The following is a 21773-nucleotide window of genomic DNA, read 5'->3' on the forward strand; positions in this document are numbered from 1 at the left end:
ATTAAGTCGGACAGGTATCAGGATGTTTGCAGATGCAGGCGAGCCAAAAGGCCTATCGGCATTTCGAGAGCAGACTTTAAGCAGGGCAGCCCGAGTGGGCTGCCGCGAGAACGATCAGAAGCTGTACTTGGCCGTCAACATCATGTTTCGGGGGTTGCCGTAGCTGTCGCCACCGTAGTCCACCGAGTTGGAGATGGACGAGTAATAGCTGCGGTCAAAGATGTTGTTCGCGTTGAGCTGCAGGTCGAGGTGTTGGTTGACCCGGTAGCCGGCCATCAGATCGGTGACGGCGTACGCGCCTTGTTGCAGGCGGTAGCTGCTGCCATCGGCCAGGGCGATGTCGTTGTACATACGGCTTTGCCAGGAGATGTTGCCGCCCACGCGGAATTTCTCCAGCGGGCCCTGGAGGTTGTAGCGGGTGGTCAGTTTGAACAGGTGCTCAGGCGTGTCGGTGTCGTACTGTTTGTTGACCTTCTGCGGGTTGGCTGTGTCCTTGATGGTATGGGTGCGCGCGTAGGTGTAGCCACCGCCGACCTGCCAGTTTTCGGTCAATGCACCTTGCAGTTCGAAGTCGATACCCTGGCTGCGAATCTCGCCGGAGGCGTCGTAGCACTCGGTCTGCGGGCAGTTCTGCACCGTGACTTTTGTGGCGCGGTTCTCCTGGTCGACACGGAACAGCGCCACGCTGGCATTGAGCGCACCTCCCAGGTATTCGCCTTTGATACCGACCTCGTAGTTTTTGCCCTCAATCGGTTTGACCGGTGTGCCCGAGATGTCCTTGGAGCTCTGCGGCGTGAAGATATCGCTGTAGCTGACGTAGACCGAGTGATGGTCGTCCAGCTCGTAGATCAGGCCGGCGTAGCGGGTGAGGTTGCGGGTGACCTTGTAGTCGCCGGTGTTACTGCCATGGGCGTCATAGTCGTACCAGTCCAGGCGGCCGCCGAGGATCAGCTTGAGCGGGTCGGCCAGGCTCAGGCGCGTGGTGAGGTAAAGCCCGTCCTGGGTGGTGATTTCACGGGTGTCCGAGGTGTGGACGAAGTCCGGCTTGCCCGCGCTGAGCGGCCAGTTGGTGTTATAGGGGCTGTAGTCGTGGCTGGTCATGTCGTAGATGCGTCGGCTGGCGCCCACCACCAGTTCATGGCTGCGCCCGAACGCCTGGAACGGGCCGCTGGCAAAGGCGTCGACGCCGGCCTGGTTTTCATCGTAGGCGGCCTGGTACACCGTACGCGCCAGGGACTTGTCGGCGGCCCAGCGCGATTGGTAGGAGCCCGAGAACAAGGCTTTCTGCTCGGCGTAGTTGGCGTTGACCTGCAGCGCCCAGTCGTTGGCCAGTTGCTGGCGCAGTTCGGCGAACACCGTATTGATTTCCTGGTCCTTGTTCTCCCAGTCGGTGCCTGGGTTGTAGGAGCGCGGCAGGTCCAGGTGGTGACCGTCCAGGCCGACCATCGAGGAGCCCCAGAAGTAGTTGGTCTTGTCCTTTTGGTTGGAGTAACCCAGGGTCAGGCGGGTGTCTTCGCTCAGGTCGGCTTCGGTGACGGCGTAGAACAGGCCGTGATACTCCTCGGCGTTGTCGATGAAGCTGTTGGCGTCGCGGTAAGAGGTGACCACGCGACCGCGCCAGGTGCCGCTGTCGTTAAGCGGGCTGGAAGCGTCCAGCTCGCCACGGTAGTCGTCCCAACTGCCGGCGGCGCCGGTCAGGGTGACCTTCTGCTCGTCCAGTGGGCGTTTGCGGATCAGGTTGATGGCGGCCGACGGGTTGCCCGCGCCGGTGACCAGGCCGGTGGCGCCGCGCACCACTTCGACGCGGTCGAACATCGCCAGGTTGGGTTGGGCCCCGACCGTTACCCCGTTATAGCCGCTCGGGATGCCGTCATACATCAGGTTGTCGATGTCAAAGCCACGCGAGGTGTAGGACTGCCGCCCAGGGCCGCTGGAGAAATTCAGGAACAGCCCGGGCGTGGCGTTGACCACATCGTTGATGCTGGTCATCGCCTGGTCGTCCATGCGCTGGCGGGTGATGACGGTAACGGCCTGTGGGGTTTCACGCAGGGTCAGGGGCAGTTTGGTCGCCGTCTTCATCGCGCCCGTGGTGTAGGACTGCGTGCCCTCGGTAATTTCGCTTAATTGCTGCTCGCCGGAGACTTGGGTGGCGCCCAGTTCCAACGTGGTGGCCGGCGCTTCTGGCTCGGCGGCGAAGGCCGTTTGTGAGGTGGCAAGACACACCGCGAACGCGATCAGACTCGGTGAAAAACCTTTACCTGCAGGTTGTTGCACAGACATGGAACTGACTCTCCCCGACGCGCCGTCCGTGGCGAATAATAAAACGGTTGATAATTATTCGCATCAGTCTGGCAGATTGAGCCTGTGGGAAAAAGCCTTTGGCGAGAATTGGTTAACGAATTTTTCACATCGAATGGGCAGGCGATTCGCCATCACCTGCCACGACTTTTCCGGATATGGGCGCGTTCAATCGCGCTTCGGTATCGCCACCCGACTCGTCGCTTTCACCTCCCGCAGCGCCAGGCTCGACTGGATCGACGCAATCCCCAACTGGCGCCTCAGCACGCTCTCGACAAACTCGCTGTAGCTGTCCAAATCTTCTGCCAGCACCTGCAACAGGTAGTCCGCATCGCCGGTGATTTTGTGACAGGACAGCACCTGAGGCAGCTCTTTGACCACCGCTTCAAACGCGTCCGGCGCATGGTCGGTGTGGATGGCAAAGCGCACATGCACAAACGCCATGATGTCCAGGCCGAGCATCTTGCGGTCCAGATTGGCCTGGTAGTCCTTGATCACGCCTTCCTCTTCCAGACGTTTGCGCCGACGCCAGCAGGGCGTAAGGCTCAATGCCAGGCGCTCGCTCAGCTGGGCGTTGGAAATACTCGCGTCTTCTTGCAACAACGCAAGGATGGCGAGATCGGTGTCGTCAAGAGTGACCTGCTTGGTTTTATTTTTCATATTCGTCTTTGTTAGAGGTAAAAACACCCGATAAAGCTAACAGCGCCAGAAGTAAAAGCAAAGAAAGCCCGGTCAAGCCAGAACAAAATAGGCCCTGTCTTTTACTGGCGGATGTATACCAATGCTGACTGTTTTTAGTGATGACCACCGTTTGCACCACGGCACCGAGTTGAAAGATGGCGTGCTCAAACCCTCCTTCGAACAACCCAGCCGCGCCGATACCGTGCGTGACCGCGTAAAGCATGTGGGGCTCGGTGACATCATCGTGCCGCGCACCTTCGACCGCGCCTGTTACGTCAACGCCCACAGCGAGCGCTACGTGGCCTTCCTCGAAACGGCGTGGGCCGAGTGGACCGCCATCGGCCGCAACCACGACGCATTGCCGCTGGTATGGCCGGTACGTGATTTGGCCAACCAACAAGTACCGGACTTCATCGACGGCAAGCTGGGCTTCTTTGCCATGGACGCCGGCTCGCCGATCACCGCCACCACCTGGAACGCGGTCAAGACCAGCGCCGATATCGCGCTCACCGGCCTGGCGCTGATCGACGAAGGCCACAACAGTGCGTTCGCGCTGTGCCGGCCACCGGGTCACCATGCCGCCCGCGAATACATGGGCGGCTATTGCTACCTCAACAACGCCGCGATTGCCGCGCAACAGGCCATTACCCAAGGCGCAAAGCGCGTCGCGGTGCTGGATGTGGATTTCCACCACGGCAACGGCACGCAAAATATTTTCTACGACCGTGCCGACGTGCTGTTCATCTCCTTGCACGGCGACCCGGCGGTCTCCTACCCGTATTTTTCCGGCGCCGCCAGTGAGCGTGGCGTCGGCGCGGGGGAGGGCTTCAACCTCAATTACCCGCTGCCCAAAAACACCACCTGGGACCACTACAAAACCGCCCTGGCCGACGCCTGCCGGCAATTACGCCAGTTCGCCCCTGAGGTGCTGGTGATTTCCCTCGGCGTGGACACCTTCAAGGACGACCCCATCAGCCACTTCCTGCTCGACAGCGACGACTTCCTCAGCATGGGCCAGCTCATTGCCGGTGTTGGTGTGCCGACGTTGTTCGTGATGGAAGGCGGCTACATGGTCGATGAGATCGGCATCAATGCCGTCAACGTGCTGCACGGTTTCGAACGCCACACCGCCTGATCCCAATAACAACTAAACGCCACACTTTTTTCTGCCAAAACTCAAAAACATAACAAGAGGTTTTGTGATGAAAACAACCACGTCCGGGCTTTGCGAAAAGCCTGTGTTGCAACGCACCCTGAGCAACCGTCACATCCAACTGATGGCCATGGGCGGTGCGATCGGCACCGGCCTGTTCATGGGCTCCGGCAAGATCATTGCGCTGTCCGGCACATCGATCATCCTGATCTACATGATCATTGGGCTATTCGTGTATTTCGTGATGCGCGCCATGGGCGAGCTGCTGCTGTCCAACCTCAACTTCAAAAGCTTTGCCGATTTTGCCGGTGCTTACCTGGGGCCGCGCGCGGCGTTCTTTCTCGGCTGGTCGTACTGGCTGAGCTGGAGCGTGGCGGTGGTGGGGGATGCGGTGGTGGTCGGAGGATTCTTCCAGTACTGGTTCCCCGACGTCCCCGCCTGGGTACCCGCCGTTGGCATGCTGATGACGCTGTTCGCGTTGAATGTGCTGACGGTCAAACTGTTCGGTGAAGTGGAGTTCTGGTTCGCGATCATCAAGATCATCGCCGTGGTGACGCTGATTGGCGTCAGCGGAGTGCTGATCGCCACCTCGTTCGTTTCGCCCACCGGCGTGACCGCGTCCCTGGGCCACCTGTTGGATGCTCAGGCGGCGTTCCCCAATGGCCTGTTCGGCTTTTTTGCCGGCTTCCAGATGGCGATCTTTTCATTCGCCGGCACCGAGCTGATCGGCACCGCCGCCGCCGAAACCCGTGCGCCGGAGAAGACCTTACCTAAGGCGATCAACTCGATTCCGCTGCGCATCATTCTGTTCTACGTGCTGGCCCTGGCGTGCATCATCGCCGTGACCTCGTGGCAACAGGTGTCGCCGACCAAGAGCCCGTTCGTGGAGCTGTTCCTGGTGGCGGGCTTTCCGGCTGCCGCGGGGCTGGTCAATTTCGTGGTGCTGACCTCGGCGGCGTCCTCGGCCAACAGCGGGGTGTTTTCCGCCAGCCGCATGTTGTTCGGGCTCGCCGATCTGGGCGATGCACCGGGCATCTTCGGGCGCCTGTCGAACAGCAGCGTGCCGTTTATCAGTCTCGCGTTCACCACATTGCTGATGCTGATCGGCCTGGTGCTGCTGTTCGTGGTGCCCGAGGTGATGACGGCGTTCACCATTGTGTCGACGGTCTCGGCGATTCTGGTGATTTTCACCTGGTCGACCATTCTCGCGTCCTACATCGCCTACCGTAAAAAGCGCCCGGACCTGCACGCCAAGTCCCTCTACAAAATGCCCGGCGGTGTGCCGATGGCCTGGTTCTCGCTGGCGTTCCTGGTTTTTGTGCTGGGCCTGCTGGCGTTGCGGCCGGACACACGCCTGGCGCTGTGCGTGATGCCGGCCTGGTTTATTTGGCTGGCGATTGCCTATCAGATCAGAATGCCATTCTCAGGCCGAACGTCCCTCGGCGGCCATTGAGCTACACAAACACGATCTCGTAAGGCTCGCGAATCCGCTCCAGCAACTCCTGGGCCAGCATCGGCGCCAACCCGATCTGGGGGTCGCCGCTCAATTGGCTGGCAAACGCATGGGTGGCGTGGAGTTTGCGCGCCACGCTCCAGGTGTCCAGGCGCACCTTGCGCGCCCGATGCCAGGGGATGACGGCACTCTCGCGCAGCGGCCAGTGCCAGGCACGGATCGGCAGTTCATACAGGTGCGCGCCTGCCACACTGCAGGCGTTGGCGGCCGCGCGGCCAACGGCGTCGTGGTCGTGGTTACCGTCGTTGCGCCAGGTGGTGAACACCATGTCGCCGGGTTGCAGGTAGCGCGCAATGAACTGGCTTAATTGGGGTTCGCGGGCGGCCAGGGCGTTATCGCAAAACCCGCCACGGATCCACTTCAAACTGTGCAGGGGCATGCCCAGGCGGCGCAAAGCCTCGGCACTTTCCTGCGGACGCACCACGCTCAAGCGGCTCGCCGGCCATACATGGGAGCCGGGGTGGCTGGCGCTGCCGTCGGTGATGGAGATCAGTTGCAGGGGATGCTCCAGCGTACTGAGCAATTGCAGGATACCGCCGCACGCCAGCACTTCGTCGCCGGGGTGCGGCGCGATGATCACCACGCGGGCTTTGCCGGGCACCAATGAGTCGGCTGATATTGGCGGGATTTGCGCCAGTTGAGGCGCGCTGTTCCAGATTTGTGCAGGGCCGCGACGGCCTTCGCTTAATGAGGCAGATTTCATGGGTGTCACATCCTTGTTCAAGGGTGCCGGGTCGTGCCCCGTTGAGGGGCCGTCCCGCGCTTATTGACCACAGACTCCGCTGTGGTGTTCGCAGGGCCATTCGATCGTGAATGACTGGCAAGGCGTCATGAGCATAGACAAGGATCGGCGGTTTTTACATTTTGCAATCGCGTTTTTTCAGGACGCCTGCAACAGGCTCTTCAAATAATCGCCGAATCCGCCTTCGGCTCGCGCTTCCAGGCGCGCGCTGGTGACTACTTGAGGGCCGTGGCTCCAGGCGATGGACGCGCCACACCGTTCGAGGTTGCGCACCAGTTGCACATCTTCATGGCACGCCAGCGGTTCGAAGCCGCCCGCGCGGATATACGCCCCTGCGCTCACCCCCAGATTGGCGCCGTGGATATGCCGATGTCCGTCCCGCGCCTCGTAGCCCTGGTGATAACGGATCTGCGCTGCCGGGTCGAAGCCTTCACTCCAGGCGTCCACCGTCACAGTGCCGCACACGGCATCGGAACCCAGCGCCAGTTGCGCTACCAGCCAGTCTGGGGCGACGCGGCTGTCGGCGTCGGTGCAGGCAATCCAGCGCGCCCCTTGGTTAAGCAGGTGCCGCGCGCCGACGCCACGTACCTGGCCGACATTGCGCGCTTGCAGTTCCAGACGTTGCACCGGGTACGCCTGGGCGATGGCGGCACTGCCATCGCTGCAACTGTCGAGTACCACCAGGATCTGTACCGGTTCGCCCAGCAGGCCGGGGTGGCGCGCGGCGATCAGCGCGGCGTCCAGGCAGTCGGCCAACAACGTTTCTTCGTTATGTACCGGGATCAGAATACCGATCATCGCAGGCCCTCATGGCGGGCGACCGAGGTTTCATCGCGGCTCCACAGGTCGAGGAGAAAGTCGGGGTCGTCGAGGCTGGCGACTCGGGTCATGCCCAGTTGCTGCTCAAGCCGGGCGTGCACCTGCTCGGCCGTCTGCGGGCAGCCTTCGATAGGCGAACGCCAGTGGCAGGCGAGCAATTGGCCGTCGGCGGTCAAGCCGGCCAGGGCGCGTTCGATCAAAACGCGCAGGTCGTCGGCGTCCAGGTAGTACCCCAGCTCACTGAGGACGATCAAATCGAACTGCCCCTGCGGCCACTGTTCGGGCAGGCGACTCTGCTGCACCTGCGCATGGGGGAAACCCAGCAGGCGGCTGCGCGCCAGGCTGACGGCGGCCGAGGCGGTGTCGCAGCACAGCAGGCGATCACACCGTGGTGCCAGTTCAAAGCTCAACTCGCCGTTAGCGCAGCCCGGTTCGAAGATCGATGCATAGCGCGGCCGTGTCAGCATCGCCAGGGTCATGGCGCGCTTGCGGCGCTCGTACCAGCGTTGGCGAAACGCCCACGGGTCGTCGTTTTCGGCGAACAGTTGATCAAAATACGGCGTGGCCACACTCATATGAACACCACTTCAAAAGGTTGCAGCAAACGCTCCACCACATAGGGCGCCAGCACTGGCGCGAGGCCGATCTGCGGGTCGCCTTCAAGCTGGCTGGCAAAGGCGTGGATGGCGTGACGCTTGCGGGCCACCACTGCGCAGGTGAGGGGGATTTTGCGCGCGCGGTGCCAGGGCACCAGGCTGTCCTCGGCGGTTGCCCAATGCCAGGTCCACACCGGCAGTTCGTATAGCGTGGCGCCCACCGCCTGCGCCGCCTTGGCACTGGCGCGGCCGACGGCTTCGTGGTCGCAATGCCCGTCCTCGCGCCACGTGGTGAACAGCACGTCCGTGGGTTTGAGGTAGCGCTGGATAAACTCAACCAACTGTTCCTCGCGCGCGGCGACGTTACTGTCGGCGAAACCGGCGCGCAGCCATTTGAGGCTGTGCAGCGGCACCCCCAGGCGATGCAGGGCCTGCGCCGATTCCTGCGGGCGCACCACGCTCAGGCGCTCCACCGGCCAGCGCCGCGAACCTGGGTGACTGGCGCTGCCGTCGGTTACCGAGATCAACTGCATGGGTCGTCCCAACGCTGCCAACCCTTGCAACAGGCCGCCGCAGCCGAGCACTTCATCGTCCGGGTGGGGGGCGATGATCACCGCGCGGTGACCTTCGGGCACCAACTCCTGGACGCTGATCAGCGGCAACTCGGCCATGCGCGGTGATGTTTGCCAATGCTGCAACGGCGTACCCTGGCCGACGATAGGGTTGGGTTTCATAACTGCCACCTCCCTGTGGGTTCGCCGGCCACCTGTTCGCCGAGGGCGGCTAGGTCGCGTTCGGCATGGCTTTGGCGCAGGTACACCGGCAGGTCTGCCATCAACTGCGCAAAGTGTGGGTCCTTGCAATAAGGCCCGGCGCCGACGGCGCGGCCGACATGGCGTATCACCTGTTCCACGGTCGCTTCGATACAGGCGCGGGTTTGCTGAGCCAATTGCTGCGCGTTGGCCGTGGGGGCACGGTCGATCTGCTCGGCGGCGGCGCGTAAGACGCAGGCGGCACTGTGCAGGGCGCTGTCGACGGCCCCCAAATGGGCCAGGGCATGGGGCTCCTTGCGACTGCTGCCGTGCTCGCGCAGAGCCTCTGCCAGCCGTTGCGCCGCGCCATACCAGCACGCGGCGATGCCGACCCCGCCTTGCCAGAAACCGGGCCGGGCGAGGTAGTCGCCAGGGGCGCCGACGGCAAGCCCCCAGGCGCCATCGAAGATAACGTCGACACTGCCGCTGGCGGCCATGCCCACGGCGTTCCAGCCTTCATCCGTGACCGTCACGCCCGCGTGTTGCATCGGCACCGCCACCAACTGCTGACGGTCTTGTTCATCCCAGGCGGTCAGCAGCCCGTGGCTGACCACCGTCGCTCCGGAACACCAGGCCTTGCGCCCATCCAAGCGCAGGCGCTGACCCTCACGGCGCACGCGCACCTTGGCAGTCGGCGGTTCGGCCGCCCACATGCCCCAGATGCTGCCCGAGGGCGGCAAAGGGCTGCGCAGCTCGGCAAAAATCGCCAGGGCGTCGGTGTGGCCTTCGAACAGTTTGCACAGGCGCAGGTCATGCCCGGCCACCTCGGCCAGGCGACTGAAACGCACCAATGTCTCACCGCTGCCCGGAAGCGGCAGCTGGTCGAGGCCTTCTTCCTGAAGCGCCTTCAGGGCCTGGCCCAGGGCGTGCGTGTCCGCATAGCCCCGAAAGCCCTGAAGGCATCCATGCAACGCCATCTCACACCTCGTCTTCGCGCTGCAGCTCAAACAGCAGCAGCGAACGTCCGGTCACCGCGTACTCGTGGTCAAAATCAAAGCGCTCCTGACCGCGCACCGCGATGTCATTGGTGTCGAGCATGCAGGTCCAGAACTCACCCTCGGGCACTGGCGGAAGACGGAAATTAACCATGTCGTGGTGCGCGTTCACTACCAGTAACAGCGTGGCATCGGCACCCGCACGTCGAATCCCGGTCTCCTGGGCGCGGCCGTCCATCAGCATGCCGAGGCAGCGGCCGTGAGCGTCCTGCCACTGTTCGATGGTCATTTCGTTGCCGTCGGGGGCGAGCCAGGTCACGTCCTTGACGCCGATGTCTTCGTTGTAGTCGCCGACCAGGAAGCGCCCCCGGCGCAGGATCGGGTACGCCAGGCGCAGTTTGATCAAGCGCTTCACGAACTTGAGCAGCGACTTGCCGTCCTCGTCCAGGTCCCAGTTGACCCAGCCGATCTCGCTGTCCTGGCAATAGGCGTTGTTATTGCCGTGCTGAGTGCGGGCGAATTCGTCACCGGCGACGATCATCGGCGTGCCCTGAGCCAGCAGGAGGGTGGCGAAGAAGTTGCGCATTTGGCGCAGGCGCAGTTCGTTGATCTGCGGGTCGTCGGTAGGGCCTTCGACGCCGTGGTTCCAGGACAGGTTGTTGTTGCTGCCGTCCTGGTTGTTCTCGTCGTTGTCTTCGTTGTGCTTGTCGTTGTACGACACCAAGTCATGCAGGGTGAAACCGTCGTGGGCGGTGATGAAATTCACCGAGCTGTATGGCCGGCGGCCCCGATGGTTGAACATCTCGCCCGACGCGGTCATGCGCCCGGCAAAGTCCGCCAGTTGCCCGTCGTCGCCTTTCCAGAACGCGCGCACGGTGTCGCGGAAACGGTCGTTCCATTCCACCCAGCCCGGCGGGAAGTTGCCCACCTGATAACCACCGGGACCGCAGTCCCAGGGCTCGGCGATGAGTTTGAGCTGGCGCAATACCGGGTCCTGGCGGCAGGCCACGAGGAAGCTGTGGCGCTCGTCGAAGCCGTCACGGTAGCGGCCAAGAATGGTTGCCAGGTCAAAGCGGAAACCATCGACATGCATCTCGTTGGCCCAGTAACGCAACGAGTCGGTGACCATTTGCAGCACGCACGGGTGGCTCAGGTCCAGGGTGTTGCCGGTGCCGGAATCGTTGATGTAGAAGCGCTTGTCGTCCGGCATCAGGCGGTAGTACGAGGCATTGTCGATGCCGCGCATGGACAGGGTCGGACCGCGCTCGTTGCCCTCGGCGGTGTGGTTGTAGACCACGTCGAGGATCACTTCCAGCTTCTGCTCATGCAGGTGCGCGACCATCTCCTTGAACTCGGCGATCTTGCCGCTGGCCAGGTAGCGCGGGTCAGGGGCGAAAAACGCGATGCTGTTATAGCCCCAGTAGTTGGTCATGCCTTTTTCCAGCAGGTGCTGGTCGTTGACGAAGGCGTGTACCGGCAACAGCTCGACCGAAGAAATGCCCAACTGGCGAATGTGCTTGAGCACATCGTCTTCCATCAGCCCGGCGCAGGTGCCGCGTACCGATTCACCGACGGAGGGGTGGCGCATGCTGATGCCGCGCAGATGGGTTTCATAAATGATCGTGCGGTCCCACGGCACCCGCACCGGCTGGTCGTTGCCCCAGGTGTGCGCCGGGTCAATGACCTTGCATTTAGGCACGAAGGGCGCACTGTCGCGCTCGTCGAAGCTGAGGTCGTCGTCGGGGTGACCGATGGTGTAGCCGAACAGCGCCTCGGACCATTTCAACTCGCCCACCAATTGTTTGGCGTAGGGGTCGATCAGGAGTTTGTTGTGGTTGAAGCGATGGCCGTTGGCCGGGTCATAGGCACCGTAAACGCGGTAGCCGTAGATCAACCCCGGATGGGCGTCGGGCAAGTAGCCGTGGAAGATTTCGTCGGTGTATTCAGGCAGTTCGATACGTTCGAGTTCCACTTCGCCGGTGTCGTCGAACAGGCACAGCTCTACCTTGGTGGCATTGGCCGAGAACAGCGCAAAGTTGACGCCCAGGCCGTCCCAGGTGGCGCCGAGGGGGAAGGGCAAACCTTCACGAATCCGCGACGGCTCATTGCCCGGCGTCGATGGGGTTTTATGGGGTTTGCTCATTAAGTGTTGCTCCTGCAAGGGTCTTTTTCCGGGCCGAACGCGGCCGTGCCGACGGTGGGTCAGCTGAGAAGTCTGAAAAGTAAGGTCACCTCCTGCCGACGTTGTCGGGAGGAGGTTCATGGCGTCACGGGGTTTAGGGTTTGGGCTTTTTCGGTGCCGGCGGTTTTTTCGCCGCTGGAGCGGCAGGTTTGCTCACCGCCGCAGGCTTGGCTTTCGCCGCAGAAGGTTTGGGCGCCGTCTTGGGCTTGGCGGCCGGTTTTGGCTTGCTTGGCGTGAGCGCTTCCGCTTCAGCCAGCTTGCGCGCCATCTCCCAGTGCCGCGCGTCCTCGCCGTGAGGCTTACCCTCGGATTCCCATATCTGGTGCGCCAATTCGCGTATGCGTTTGTCTTCAGTACTCATCGCAATGCTCCTCACAGAAAATGTTCAGCTTTATTGATCATCAATATTGATAAAGACATTGACCGGGAAATCCCCCAGGGCAGTGTTGATCAACAGCTCCTTGTCTGGTGTGACTGCGCCCGTTTGAAAAAGTCCCTTCCAGTTTTGAGTTGGTGCGGCGAACGGTAATTTCACCCGGGTATCGCCCCAAACCCGCGCATTGATATGGGGATGCACGCCCGCTTCCAGCAGCGCATGAGGCCAGCGCGGCACCACCACCAACAGCCGTTTACCCGCGTGCTCGCGGCTGAAGGCGACCACTCGTTCGGCGTGCTGACCCACCACCTCCAGCGGTGTGTAGCTGGCGTTGTGAAACAGCTCAGGATGGGCCTTGCGCAAGGCCAGCACCTGGGCAATCACCGCTTGTTTGATATGCCCGTCGCGCCAGTTGAACAACAGTTCGCCACTGTCCGGTGGGGCGTTGAGCGCCTGTTGCCGCGCATCGAAATCCACTGGCCGACGGTTGTCCGGGTCCACCAGGCTGAAGTCCCAGAACTCGGCGCCCTGGTACACGTCCGGTACGCCCGGTACCGTGAGTCGAAGCAAGGATTGCGCCAGCCCATTGAGCGCGCCGGCCGGTGCAATGGCCTGGGCCGCCGCCGCGATCGCCGTGCGCAAGGGACGGCCGGCATCGCTGAGCAACAGGCTTGAGAGGAAACGTTCGACGCCTTTCTCGTAGGCCTCGTTAGGCGCGCTCCAACTGCTGTGCAACTTGGCTTCACGCAGGGCCTTTTGCTGCCATTGCCACAGGCGCTGCTGATACCCCTCGACATCCGCGTGCGCGTCCAACGGCCAACTGCCCAGCAACACTTGATACAGGATCAGCTCATCACCCGCCGAGGGTGCCGTCGCGTCGGTGCGCAACGGCGCTGCCAGGGTTCGCCAGTGCTCCACTTGCTCGGCATACCACGACGCACATTCGCTCAATACCGCCAGGCGCGCGCGGGTGTCTTCGCCACGCTTGTGGTCGTGCGTGGCCGTGGCCAGCAGGTTGTCGGGGAAGGCCCGCAAGCGTTGCGCGTTGACGGCATGGAACTGGGCCAGGGGCGCACTGAACTGTTCGGTGCTGAAGCCCACGTCGTTACGCGACAGCAACACGGCCGAGCGATAGAACGCGGTGTCTTCCACGGCCTTGGCCGCGGCCGGCGAGGTCAGTTGCTGGAAGCGTACACAGGCATGCTTGAGGATCTTGCGCTCGCGGCCCACCGGGCGATTGCGCCAGGGTTGGCCGCCGAGCCATTTTTCCAGGTGATCGAGCACCGGCCAATCGCCTTCGCTCAGGGTGGTGCGTGCGCCCTCCAGGGCTTGCTGGAACACCTTGTCGTCGGCCGCGCTACGGCCACGGGCGCTGATGTAGGTGCGGTACACCGGAAAGTGCACGATCAGTTCCTGCAGTGCGCGACGAATCGCGCCAAGGGTCAGGTCGCGGGTCATCACATCGTCGCGGGCCACTTGCAGCAGGGCCTGGGCCACGCTCTCGAAGTCGCCGCCCAGCGAGCCGTTGAGGATTTGCTGGCGCGCCAGCCGGGCTTCCTCGATAAACGCCGAGGGGCGTTCGCTGTGGCGTGTCCACAGCTCGGCCAAAGGCGCGAACCCGTCAGGGTGGTGTTGCAGCAGTGACAGTTGATCCATGAATTCGTAGCCGGTGGTGCCGTCCACTTGCCAGTCTTCGCGCAGGGTTTCGCCTTCGCCAAGGATCTTCTCGACGAAGATCGGCAGGTGCCGCCCCGGCGCCAACGCATCGACTCGGCGGCGCAACTTGCGGCAGTACCCGCGCGGGTCGGCCAGGCCGTCGATGTGGTCGATGCGCAGACCATCCACCAGGCCCTCGCCGATCAATTCGAAGATCTTGCCGTGGGTGGCCTCGAACACCGCGCTGCGCTCCACGCGCAGGCCGCCCAGTTCGTTGACGTCGAAGAAGCGCCGCCAGTTGATGTCGTCTGCGGCGGTGCGCCAGCTGGCGAGGCGGTAGCTTTGTTGTTCCAGCAACTGGTGCAGGCGAGTGAAACCTTCGGGTTGGCGCCCGTCGAACTGCGCCAGGCGCTGTTCAATCGCCGGCAGCACGTCGCTGGCGCGCTCGGCCAAAGCCTGTTTGAGCCAGGCGGCTTCGGCATAAGCGTCGTGCTGGTAGGTGAGCGCAGCGAAGCCTTCAGCCAGCGGCTTGAGCGGTTCATCGCGGCCCAGGATCAGCGCGTAATCCCGTGGGCAGATCGGGAAGCGGTGCTCGTAGTGTTCAACGTAGAACGCGCCGTGTTCGGCATCAAACTGCAGGGTCAGGGTGCCAGCCTGCAAGGCCTCGCCGTAATCGCTGCCCAGAAACGGCATCAACAATTGGCCCTTGAGCAACGGGTCGGGGGAGTGCCACTGGATATCGAAAAATTCGCTGTAGGGGCTCAGGCGGCCCCATTCCAGTAAGTCCAGCCACCACGGGTTATCGGCTCCGCCCACGGCCATATGGTTGGAGACGATATCGAGGATCAGCCCCATGTCATGTTCGCGCAGCGCGGCAACCAGACGGCGCAAGGCCGCTTCACCGCCCAGTTCGGGGTTGACGCGGGTCGGGTCGACCACATCGTAGCCGTGCATGGAGCCAGCGCGCGCACTGAGCAGTGGCGAGGCGTACAGGTGGCTGATGCCCAATCGGGCGAAATACGGCACCAGCGGCACCGCGTCGTCCAGGGTAAAACCTTTGTGGAATTGCAGGCGCTGAGTGGCGCGCAGGGGCAGTGCGTTCATCGGTCACGCTCATAGGCTTGGTTGCGCGCGACGGCCAACAGTTCGAGGCGGCGTGCCGCGCCGGCGTTGTCGAGCAGACTGGAGGCTTCTCCCGTCAGGCGTCGGCGCCAGTTAGGGTGAGTGTCGGTGGTGCCGGGCAGGTTGGCCTGCTCCTCGACGCCCAGCGCATCTTCCAGGGGCAACAGCACCAGGGGCGCGCGGGTGTGGCCGAGGTAGCGCACGCTGGCGTCTATCATGTGGTCGGTTTCGTTGCGGATCTCATCGACGAAATTCTGCGGGTCCTGACTCAGTGCCTGGCGCAGCGCCTGGCGTTCACGCAGGCGATGTTCGCTCCATTGCTCCACGGTGGGCGCATCGATCAGGCCCAACTGGACGTTCCAGTCGATATCGCGGCTGTGCCACCAGCCGTTGAGCGTGGGCAAGTCGTGAGTACTGGTGGTGGCCAGGGCGTTGTCCGGCCAGTCGAGGATCGGGTTGAACTGGCCGTCGTGGCCTTGCTCGAACAGCAGCACGCGCATGCCCAGAATCGAACGGCCGATGAGTTTTTCGCGCAGGCCATCGGGCACCGTGCCCAAGTCTTCACCGAGCACGATGGCCTGGTGACGATGGGACTCCAGTGCGAGCAGGCGCAGCAGGTCATCCACCGGGTAATACAGGTACGCGCCGTCGCGGGGCGAGGCGTCCATGGGCATCACCCACAGGCGTTGCAGGCCCATGACATGGTCGATCCGCAGGCCGCCGGCATGGGCGAAGTTGGCCCGCAGCATCTCGATGAACGCGCGAAAGCCGTTGCGCTTGAGGCCTTCCGGCGAGAACGCGGAAATGCCCCAGCCTTGGCCGGCGCGGTTGAGAATATCCGGCGGCGCGCCGACGGTCAGGCCGGACAGCAGCTCATCCTGGCGGCTCCATGCCTGGCTGCCACCGCCATCGGCGCCTACCGCGAGGTCGGCGATCAAGCCGACGCCCATGCCGCTGCCTTTGGCGGCTTGCTGGGCGCGCGCCAGGCAACGTGCGATCAACCATTGGGTAAAGGCGAAATAACCAATCTCGTCGCGGTTGTCCTCGGCGAATCTTGCCAATGCCGGGCTCTGCGGCGTGCGCCAGTCCTCGGGCCAGTGGCGCCAGTCGAGCGCTTCACCGGCAGCGGCGCGCGCGGCTTGCACGGCTTCGAAGCGGCAGTGGTTCTCCAGCGCTTCACCGCCGGCCTGGCGGAAACTCAGGAAGTCGGCGTGTTGCGGGTTCTGGCCATGGCGGAAGTCTTCATACAGCGCACGGAACACCCGCTGCTTGGCCTTGGCGGCGGCCGGCCAGTCGATCAGCTCGAGCTGTTCCAGGGCATGCAGCTCGTCTTCCAGGCCGAGGGCTTCAATGGCGTTGCGCACTTCACGCTCGCCGAGGATGCAGCCGGGCGAGGCATACAGGCTGTTAAGGAACAAACGACTGGACGGCGAATAGGGGCTGTAGCGGCCGGTGTCGGCGCTGAACATCGCATGCATCGGGCTGATCGCCAGGGCATCGGCCCCGCGCTCGGCGGCCGCGCGCGCTAGGTGTTCCAGGGCCAGGGTATCGCCAAAGCCTCCGTCGCCCAGGCGGCGCAGGGAATACAATTGCGCACTCAGCCCCCAGGCGCGGGCCGGCCGGCTGTCGACCGCTTCGGCGACGCTGTAGCAGTGGGTGGGGGCGACGGCCAGGGTGAAAGTCTGGTCGTTGATGTGCACTTGGTGGTAACCCAGGGCGATCACACCGGGCAGCACCGCGTTGCCGTCCAGTCGCAGCTCCAGAGTCTCGCCGTCTTCCAGGCTGACCCGGCACAGGGTATCGGGTTCGAAATAGTGGGCCAGATCAAGGCCCTCGCCGCTGTCGATCGTCAGTAACGGAGGCAGGTGTTTGTCGTGTTGTGCCTGCTCCAGTTCCAGCAGGCTGGCGTCGATCTCGGCATCGGTGTCGGCCGGGTGGCCCAGGCCTTTGAGGACGGCGCGCAGAGCGTCGGGTGTAACGCGTTGCGGACGGCCGTTGGCATCGATCCAATCGACGGCCAGGCCCGCGCGGCTGGCGAGCAGTTCAAGGTTCGCTTCGCTCAAGGGTGTTCTCCAACAGGGAATAGGCTCACGCGTGCGCTGTGCGGCGGCAGGTGCGCGCCTTGGTCGGCAGGCGTGGCGAAAATAATCTGCGCCGGCGCGGTGTGAGCCACGGCGCTGGCACTGAGGTTCAGGTCGATCTGCAACACGCGGCCGTTGCCCAGGCGCCAGCGCGCAGTCACGGCACCGTCTGCCAGCACCTGCGCGCCCAATGCCACGCTGCCGGGCAAGTGCGGGGTGATGTGACGGTGGCGCAGTTTCAGCAGATGGCGATAAAGCTCAGTGTGGGCGTTCTCCACAAACACCGGCGCTGATTGCCGGAACGTCTCCAGCGCGTTGGGATCGGGGATGCGTTCGCGCCGCTCAGGGTCGTGGAAGGCGGCGAAGTCGGCAAACTCATTGCGCCGGCCTTCGCGCACCGCCTCGGCCAGTTCGCCGTGGTGGTCGGTGAAAAACAGAAAGGGCTGGCGGGCGTTGACCTCATCGCCCATGAACATCAGCGGAATCATCGGCGACAACAACAGCAGCGCGGTCGCCGCTTCGAGTGCCTGGGGCGAACAGAGCTGGTGCAGGCGTTCGCCCAGGGCACGGTTGCCGATCTGGTCATGGTTTTGCAAAAACAACACAAACGCGCTCGGCGGCAGGTGCCCGCTGGGTTCGCCACGGGCATGGCCATGGCGGGTGGTATGGCCTTGGTAGATAAAACCTTCGCTCAGGCAACGGGCGAGCTTGGCGGTGGTGTCGGTGGCGAAGTCGCTGTAGTAGGCGTCGGTTTCGCCGGTGAGCAACACGTGCAGGGCGTTGTGGCCATCGTCATTCCACTGCGCGTCGAAATCCCGTTCCAGCAGGCCCGCCTGGTTGAATTCGTTTTCCAGCACCAGCCACACGTGGCGACCGGTCTCGACCTGTTCACGCACGCGCTGTGCCAGCTGTTGCAGGAACCCGGGGTTGTCGATGGCGTGCACGGCGTCCAGGCGCAGGCCGTCGAAGCGGTACTCCATCAACCACATCAGTGCGTTGTCGAGGAAGAAGTCGCGCACCTCCCGGCGGTCGAAATCGATGCCCGCGCCCCACGGGGTGTGCACGTCTTCACGAAAGAAGCCCTGCGCGTACTGGCCCAGGTAATTGCCGTCGGGGCCGAAGTGGTTGTAGACCACATCGAGAATCACGGCGAGGCCGTGCCCATGGGCGATGTCGATCAGGTGTTTGAGTTGTTCCGGGGTGCCGTAGGAGGACTGGGGCGCATACGGCAGCACGCCGTCGTAGCCCCAGTTACGTTCGCCGGGAAACTGCGCCAGGGGCATCAGTTCAATGGCGGTGACGCCCAGCTCGGCCAGGCGTGGCAGGTGTTTCTCGACCTCGGCGTAGCCCCCCAGCGCGCCGACGTGCAGCTCGTAGATCACCGCCTCGTGCCAAGGGCGGCCTTGCCAGTTGGCATGCTGCCAGGGGTAAGCGAGCGGGTCGACCACCACGCTCCAACCGTGTACATCATCGGCCTGGGCCCGGGAGGCCGGGTCAGGCACCTCCCGTTCGCCGTCGACGTTGTAGCGGTAGCGCGTGCCGGCCGGGCACTTTATTTCTGTTTCAAACCAGCCGTCTGCCTGCGGCAGCATGGCCACGGACTGACCGCTTTCCAATTCAACGCTCACATAAAACGCGTCTGGCGCCCACAAGGCAAAACGCGTGTGTTGCGCGTCCAGCATGATTGCGCCGTGGGGCCAGGTTTCCAGAGTCCGTAATGGCATCTATAGAGACCTCCCTTGATTACTTGGCTTGTTTCCCCAGTGCTTTAACCACCAGTTGTTCGTACAGTTCGGCGTAGGGTTCGACCGCCTGGCACCAGTTGAAGGGTTGGGTCATGGCACGGCAACGCATGGCGTTGAGCAGGCCGGGGAAGGCGAATACCTTGAACGCGCGGCTCAGGGCTTCTTCATAACTTTGCACGGTGGACTCATTGAACAGGAACCCGGTGACGCCATTCTCGATGGTGTCGGCCAGACCGCCGGTGTTGCGCGCAACCGGCAGTGAACCGAAGCGCTGCGCGTACATCTGGCTCAGGCCGCACGGTTCATAACGCGAAGGCATCAGCAGGAAGTCGCTGCCGGCAAACATGCGCCGTGCATCGGTCTCGTTAAAGCCGATACGCACACCGACCTGGCCGGGAAAGCGCAAGGCCAGTTCACGCATGGCCTGTTCTTCTTCCGGTTCGCCACGCCCGATGATCGCGATCTGGCCGCCGTTCTCGACGATAAAACTGGCGACCGCTTCGGTCAGGTCCAGGCCTTTCTGATAAACCAGGCGCGAGACCACAGCGAACAGCGGGCCGCTGGAGTCATGCAGGCCGAACAGCTCGCGTACATGGGCGGCGTTGATCGCCTTGCCTTCCCAGTCGCCGATATTGAAGTTATGGATCAGATGCTCATCGGTGGAGGTTTCCCAGCTTTCATCGATACCGTTGGGGATCCCGCTGAGCAGGCCTTGCTGGGTCTTGGCGGCGAGGAAACCGTCGAGGCCGCAACCGAATTCCGGCGTGGTGATTTCCTGGGCGTAGGTGGCGCTCACCGTGGTGATATGGCTGGAGTACGCCATGCCGGCCTTGAGGAACGACATCTTGCCGTAGAACTCCATGCCTTCCTGCTGTAAGGCGTGTGGCGGAATACCCAACTCCGGCGTGGAGGCCAGGCTGACCACGCCTTGATAGGCCAGGTTATGAATGGTGAACAGGGTGGGCGTGCGTGACCCGCGCCAGTGCATATACGCCGGGGCCAGGCCAGCGGGCCAGTCGTGGGCGTGCACCAGGTCCGGGCACCAGTGGATCTGCGCGAGGTTGGCGGCCATGTCGGCGGCGGCCAGGCCCAGGCGGGCGAAGCGAATATGGTTGTCGGGCCAGTCGCGGCCATTGTTGGCACCGTAGGGGGTGCCTTCGCGCTCGTACAGCTCAGGGCAGATCAGCACGTAGATGACCAGTCCGTCCTTGAGGTCCATGCGCCCGATCTTGCACGGCGGCAGCGCGGCGTGGCCACCCAGTTCGCCGATGATGTGGATCGGGTTATCGCTTTCCATCACCTGCGGGTAACCAGGGATCAGCACGCGCACATCGTGCAGATGGGCCATGGCGCGTGGCAGGGCGGCCGACACGTCGCCCAGGCCGCCGGTCTTTACCAGGTCGGCGAATTCGGACGTGACAAACAGCACTTTCTTTCGATTGGGGTTATGACTGGACACCGGCCGCACCGTGTTGAGGTCGACTGAAGGGGTCGACCCGCCAACTGGCTGACTAACACGTTCTCCCTGAATACTTACTGCGGCACTGATCATAGTTCTCTCCACGTGTTGGTCGGCTAGTGGCCCGCTGCCACTAGCTCCGATGACCGCTTCCTGCGGCCAAGCGCGCAAGCGCATTACAAACTGGCAAGGCGTATGCCAGTTGTACGGATAGCTTTAAAAGAATGGATGGACGGGCATGTAGCGTGAATCGCGGTGTGCTCGCCTTGCCTTAAAACTTGACCAAGGGCCGAGTTGAAAAGTTTAGTTTTTTTGCGGGGTTTTTGTTTTCGAACGGACCCATCGGTCATGAGTCTAGGACAGATCCCAGAGCCTGTAGGCCTTTTGAGCGGTTTTTGTAGGACAAAAATCTTGTAACCACAAACGATAAGGGTATTAGCGCCCTTACGGGCCGGGCGTTGCGGCCTGTTTGTGGCGAATGGGCTCGTCCGCATGGGGTTGCACGGCAGCCCCAAAAAGAGTCGGGGCGTTGATCCAGATCAATCAGCGCCCCCGCAATGGCGCCTTTTCACGCCCTGGTACGGGCAAGCCCGCTCGCCACAAAGGCGCGGGCGCCCTCTAATGGTGCGTCAGCACAGCACACGAATGGGCGCCTTGTTCGCCCAGGCTTGGATGTCCTCAATCATTTGCTGATAGAACTGCCGGTAGTTTTGCTCACTCACGTAGCCGACATGGGGCGTGGCCAATACAGTGGGTAAGTGGCGGAACGGGTGATCCATGGGGAGTGGCTCTTCGCCATATACGTCCAATGCCGCGCCGGCCAGGCGACCGCTCTGCAGGGCCTCAATCAACGCCTGCTCGTCCACAATCGGCCCGCGAGCGGTATTCACCAGCCGCGCGCTCGGTTTCATCCAACTCAACGCCTCGGCATCCACCAGGCCACGGCTGCGTTCGCTGAGTACCAGATGCACGCTCAGGATATCGGCCTGTTCGAACAGCTCCCTTTTACTGACCCAGGTCACACCCGTTTCGCTGGCGCGCTCCGGCGTCAGGTTTTCACTCCAGGCGATCACTCGCATGCCGAAGGCCTGGGCAAATCGGGCCACCTTCTGGCCAATGCTGCCCAGCCCGAGAATGCCCAGGGTTTTGCCATACAGATCGCCACCCAAGCCCACCTGCCAGTGGCCCGCGCGCAGAGAATTGGCTTCGGCCAGCAGGTTGCGGGTCGACGCCATGATCAGCGCCCAGGTCAATTCCGGCGCCGCGTGCTTGTAGCTGTCGGTGCCGCATACCGCGATGCCCAGGGCCTTGGCCGCTGGCAGGTCGATGGCCGCATTGCGCATGCCGCCGGTAACCAGCAACTTGAGGTTGGGCAGGCCCTGCAGCAGTGCCCTGTCGAACGGGGTGCGTTCGCGCATCACGCAGATCACCTCGAAGGCCTGTAACCGCGTGATCATCGTCGCGGTATCCGCCGGGTAGTCGTGCACAAAGTGCACCGCGCCCAGGGCCTCCAGCACCGACCAATCCACCACACTACTGGCCACCTGTTGCCAATCATCAATGACTGCGATCTGTATCGACATTCACGAATGCCTCGAAAAGG

At 62.9% G+C, this 21773-nt stretch carries 16 protein-coding genes; 2 read left to right on the top strand and 14 right to left on the bottom strand.

From position 1 onward, the window contains the following. Positions 1–114: 114 nt before the first annotated feature. The gene (locus tag KZX66_RS15545) at positions 115–2280 is read right to left on the bottom strand and encodes a TonB-dependent siderophore receptor (protein WP_248080850.1); all 2166 of its coding nucleotides are present in this window, start codon (positions 2278–2280) and stop codon (positions 115–117) included. Between the two features lie 186 nt (positions 2281–2466). Then, entirely contained in the window at positions 2467–2958 is a 492-nt protein-coding gene (locus KZX66_RS15550; RefSeq protein ID WP_248080852.1) for an Lrp/AsnC family transcriptional regulator, read from the bottom strand. A gap of 121 nt (positions 2959–3079) precedes the next feature. On the opposite strand from KZX66_RS15550, the gene KZX66_RS15555 reads away from it, so the two are divergent. Together KZX66_RS15555 and KZX66_RS15560 are read left to right on the top strand one after the other, a co-directional pair. After that, on the top strand, positions 3080–4114 hold the full coding sequence (locus tag KZX66_RS15555) for a histone deacetylase family protein (RefSeq protein ID WP_248080854.1): 1035 nt from the start codon (positions 3080–3082) through the stop codon (positions 4112–4114). A gap of 67 nt (positions 4115–4181) precedes the next feature. Beyond that, on the top strand, positions 4182–5585 hold the full coding sequence (locus KZX66_RS15560) for an amino acid permease (protein ID WP_248080856.1): 1404 nt from the start codon (positions 4182–4184) through the stop codon (positions 5583–5585). A 1-nt stretch (position 5586) separates the two neighbouring features. On the opposite strand, the gene KZX66_RS15565 is transcribed toward KZX66_RS15560, so the two are convergent. From KZX66_RS15565 to KZX66_RS15620, 12 genes are all read right to left on the bottom strand, one after another. Beyond that, positions 5587–6348, bottom strand: a complete 762-nt coding sequence (locus KZX66_RS15565) for a PIG-L family deacetylase (protein WP_248080858.1) — start codon at positions 6346–6348, stop codon at positions 5587–5589. A gap of 177 nt (positions 6349–6525) precedes the next feature. Next, the gene (locus tag KZX66_RS15570) at positions 6526–7185 is read right to left on the bottom strand and encodes a glycosyltransferase (protein WP_248080860.1); all 660 of its coding nucleotides are present in this window, start codon (positions 7183–7185) and stop codon (positions 6526–6528) included. Further along, the gene (locus tag KZX66_RS15575; RefSeq protein WP_248080862.1) at positions 7182–7781 is read right to left on the bottom strand and encodes an SAM-dependent methyltransferase; all 600 of its coding nucleotides are present in this window, start codon (positions 7779–7781) and stop codon (positions 7182–7184) included. The genes KZX66_RS15570 and KZX66_RS15575 overlap by 4 nt, the downstream gene beginning before the upstream one ends. After that, positions 7778–8536 (bottom strand): PIG-L family deacetylase, encoded by a 759-nt coding sequence (locus tag KZX66_RS15580; protein WP_248080864.1) that lies wholly within the window; start codon positions 8534–8536, stop codon positions 7778–7780. The genes KZX66_RS15575 and KZX66_RS15580 overlap by 4 nt, the downstream gene beginning before the upstream one ends. Further along, on the bottom strand, positions 8533–9531 hold the full coding sequence (locus tag KZX66_RS15585; protein WP_248080867.1) for an acyl-CoA dehydrogenase family protein: 999 nt from the start codon (positions 9529–9531) through the stop codon (positions 8533–8535). The genes KZX66_RS15580 and KZX66_RS15585 overlap by 4 nt, the downstream gene beginning before the upstream one ends. Position 9532: 1 nt before the next feature. Then, positions 9533–11692: a glycogen debranching protein GlgX gene (glgX, locus tag KZX66_RS15590; RefSeq protein WP_248080870.1), complete on the bottom strand. Its 2160-nt coding sequence runs from the start codon at positions 11690–11692 to the stop codon at positions 9533–9535. A gap of 133 nt (positions 11693–11825) precedes the next feature. Next, positions 11826–12092, bottom strand: a complete 267-nt coding sequence (locus KZX66_RS15595) for a DUF2934 domain-containing protein (protein WP_248080872.1) — start codon at positions 12090–12092, stop codon at positions 11826–11828. Between the two features lie 30 nt (positions 12093–12122). Continuing rightward, complete coding sequence (locus KZX66_RS15600; RefSeq protein ID WP_248080875.1) at positions 12123–14867, bottom strand: malto-oligosyltrehalose synthase; 2745 nt, start codon at positions 14865–14867, stop codon at positions 12123–12125. Continuing rightward, complete coding sequence (gene malQ / locus KZX66_RS15605; RefSeq protein ID WP_248080878.1) at positions 14864–16948, bottom strand: 4-alpha-glucanotransferase; 2085 nt, start codon at positions 16946–16948, stop codon at positions 14864–14866. The genes KZX66_RS15600 and malQ overlap by 4 nt, the downstream gene beginning before the upstream one ends. Then, positions 16945–18690, bottom strand: coding sequence for a malto-oligosyltrehalose trehalohydrolase (gene treZ / locus KZX66_RS15610; RefSeq protein ID WP_248080881.1), 1746 nt, complete (start codon positions 18688–18690; stop codon positions 16945–16947). Before treZ ends, malQ begins: the two co-directional genes overlap by 4 nt. Before the next feature lie 19 nt (positions 18691–18709). Then, a complete protein-coding gene (glgA, locus tag KZX66_RS15615; RefSeq protein WP_248080884.1) occupies positions 18710–20263 on the bottom strand; it encodes a glycogen synthase GlgA in 1554 nt (517 codons plus the stop codon). A gap of 536 nt (positions 20264–20799) precedes the next feature. After that, complete coding sequence (locus KZX66_RS15620; protein ID WP_248080886.1) at positions 20800–21753, bottom strand: D-2-hydroxyacid dehydrogenase family protein; 954 nt, start codon at positions 21751–21753, stop codon at positions 20800–20802. Positions 21754–21773: the final 20 nt, after the last annotated feature.

The sequence above is a fragment of the Pseudomonas sp. EYE_354 genome, assembly GCF_023148575.1.
In the GTDB taxonomy this organism is placed as follows: Bacteria; Pseudomonadota; Gammaproteobacteria; order Pseudomonadales; family Pseudomonadaceae; genus Aquipseudomonas.

Excerpts from the sequence above, each read along its gene's own strand:
- KZX66_RS15545 (WP_248080850.1), bottom strand. The coding sequence starts at position 2,280 with ATGTCTGTGCAACAACCTGCAGGTAAAGGTTTTTCACCGAGTCTGATC.
- KZX66_RS15550 (WP_248080852.1), bottom strand. The coding sequence starts at position 2,958 with ATGAAAAATAAAACCAAGCAGGTCACTCTTGACGACACCGATCTCGCC.
- KZX66_RS15555 (WP_248080854.1), top strand. The coding sequence starts at position 3,080 with ATGCTGACTGTTTTTAGTGATGACCACCGTTTGCACCACGGCACCGAG.
- KZX66_RS15560 (WP_248080856.1), top strand. The coding sequence starts at position 4,182 with ATGAAAACAACCACGTCCGGGCTTTGCGAAAAGCCTGTGTTGCAACGC.
- KZX66_RS15565 (WP_248080858.1), bottom strand. The coding sequence starts at position 6,348 with ATGAAATCTGCCTCATTAAGCGAAGGCCGTCGCGGCCCTGCACAAATC.
- KZX66_RS15570 (WP_248080860.1), bottom strand. The coding sequence starts at position 7,185 with ATGATCGGTATTCTGATCCCGGTACATAACGAAGAAACGTTGTTGGCC.
- KZX66_RS15575 (WP_248080862.1), bottom strand. The coding sequence starts at position 7,781 with ATGAGTGTGGCCACGCCGTATTTTGATCAACTGTTCGCCGAAAACGAC.
- KZX66_RS15580 (WP_248080864.1), bottom strand. The coding sequence starts at position 8,536 with ATGAAACCCAACCCTATCGTCGGCCAGGGTACGCCGTTGCAGCATTGG.
- KZX66_RS15585 (WP_248080867.1), bottom strand. The coding sequence starts at position 9,531 with ATGGCGTTGCATGGATGCCTTCAGGGCTTTCGGGGCTATGCGGACACG.
- glgX (WP_248080870.1), bottom strand. The coding sequence starts at position 11,692 with ATGAGCAAACCCCATAAAACCCCATCGACGCCGGGCAATGAGCCGTCG.
- KZX66_RS15595 (WP_248080872.1), bottom strand. The coding sequence starts at position 12,092 with ATGAGTACTGAAGACAAACGCATACGCGAATTGGCGCACCAGATATGG.
- KZX66_RS15600 (WP_248080875.1), bottom strand. The coding sequence starts at position 14,867 with ATGAACGCACTGCCCCTGCGCGCCACTCAGCGCCTGCAATTCCACAAA.
- treZ (WP_248080881.1), bottom strand. The coding sequence starts at position 18,690 with ATGCCATTACGGACTCTGGAAACCTGGCCCCACGGCGCAATCATGCTG.
- glgA (WP_248080884.1), bottom strand. The coding sequence starts at position 20,263 with ATGATCAGTGCCGCAGTAAGTATTCAGGGAGAACGTGTTAGTCAGCCA.
- KZX66_RS15620 (WP_248080886.1), bottom strand. The coding sequence starts at position 21,753 with ATGTCGATACAGATCGCAGTCATTGATGATTGGCAACAGGTGGCCAGT.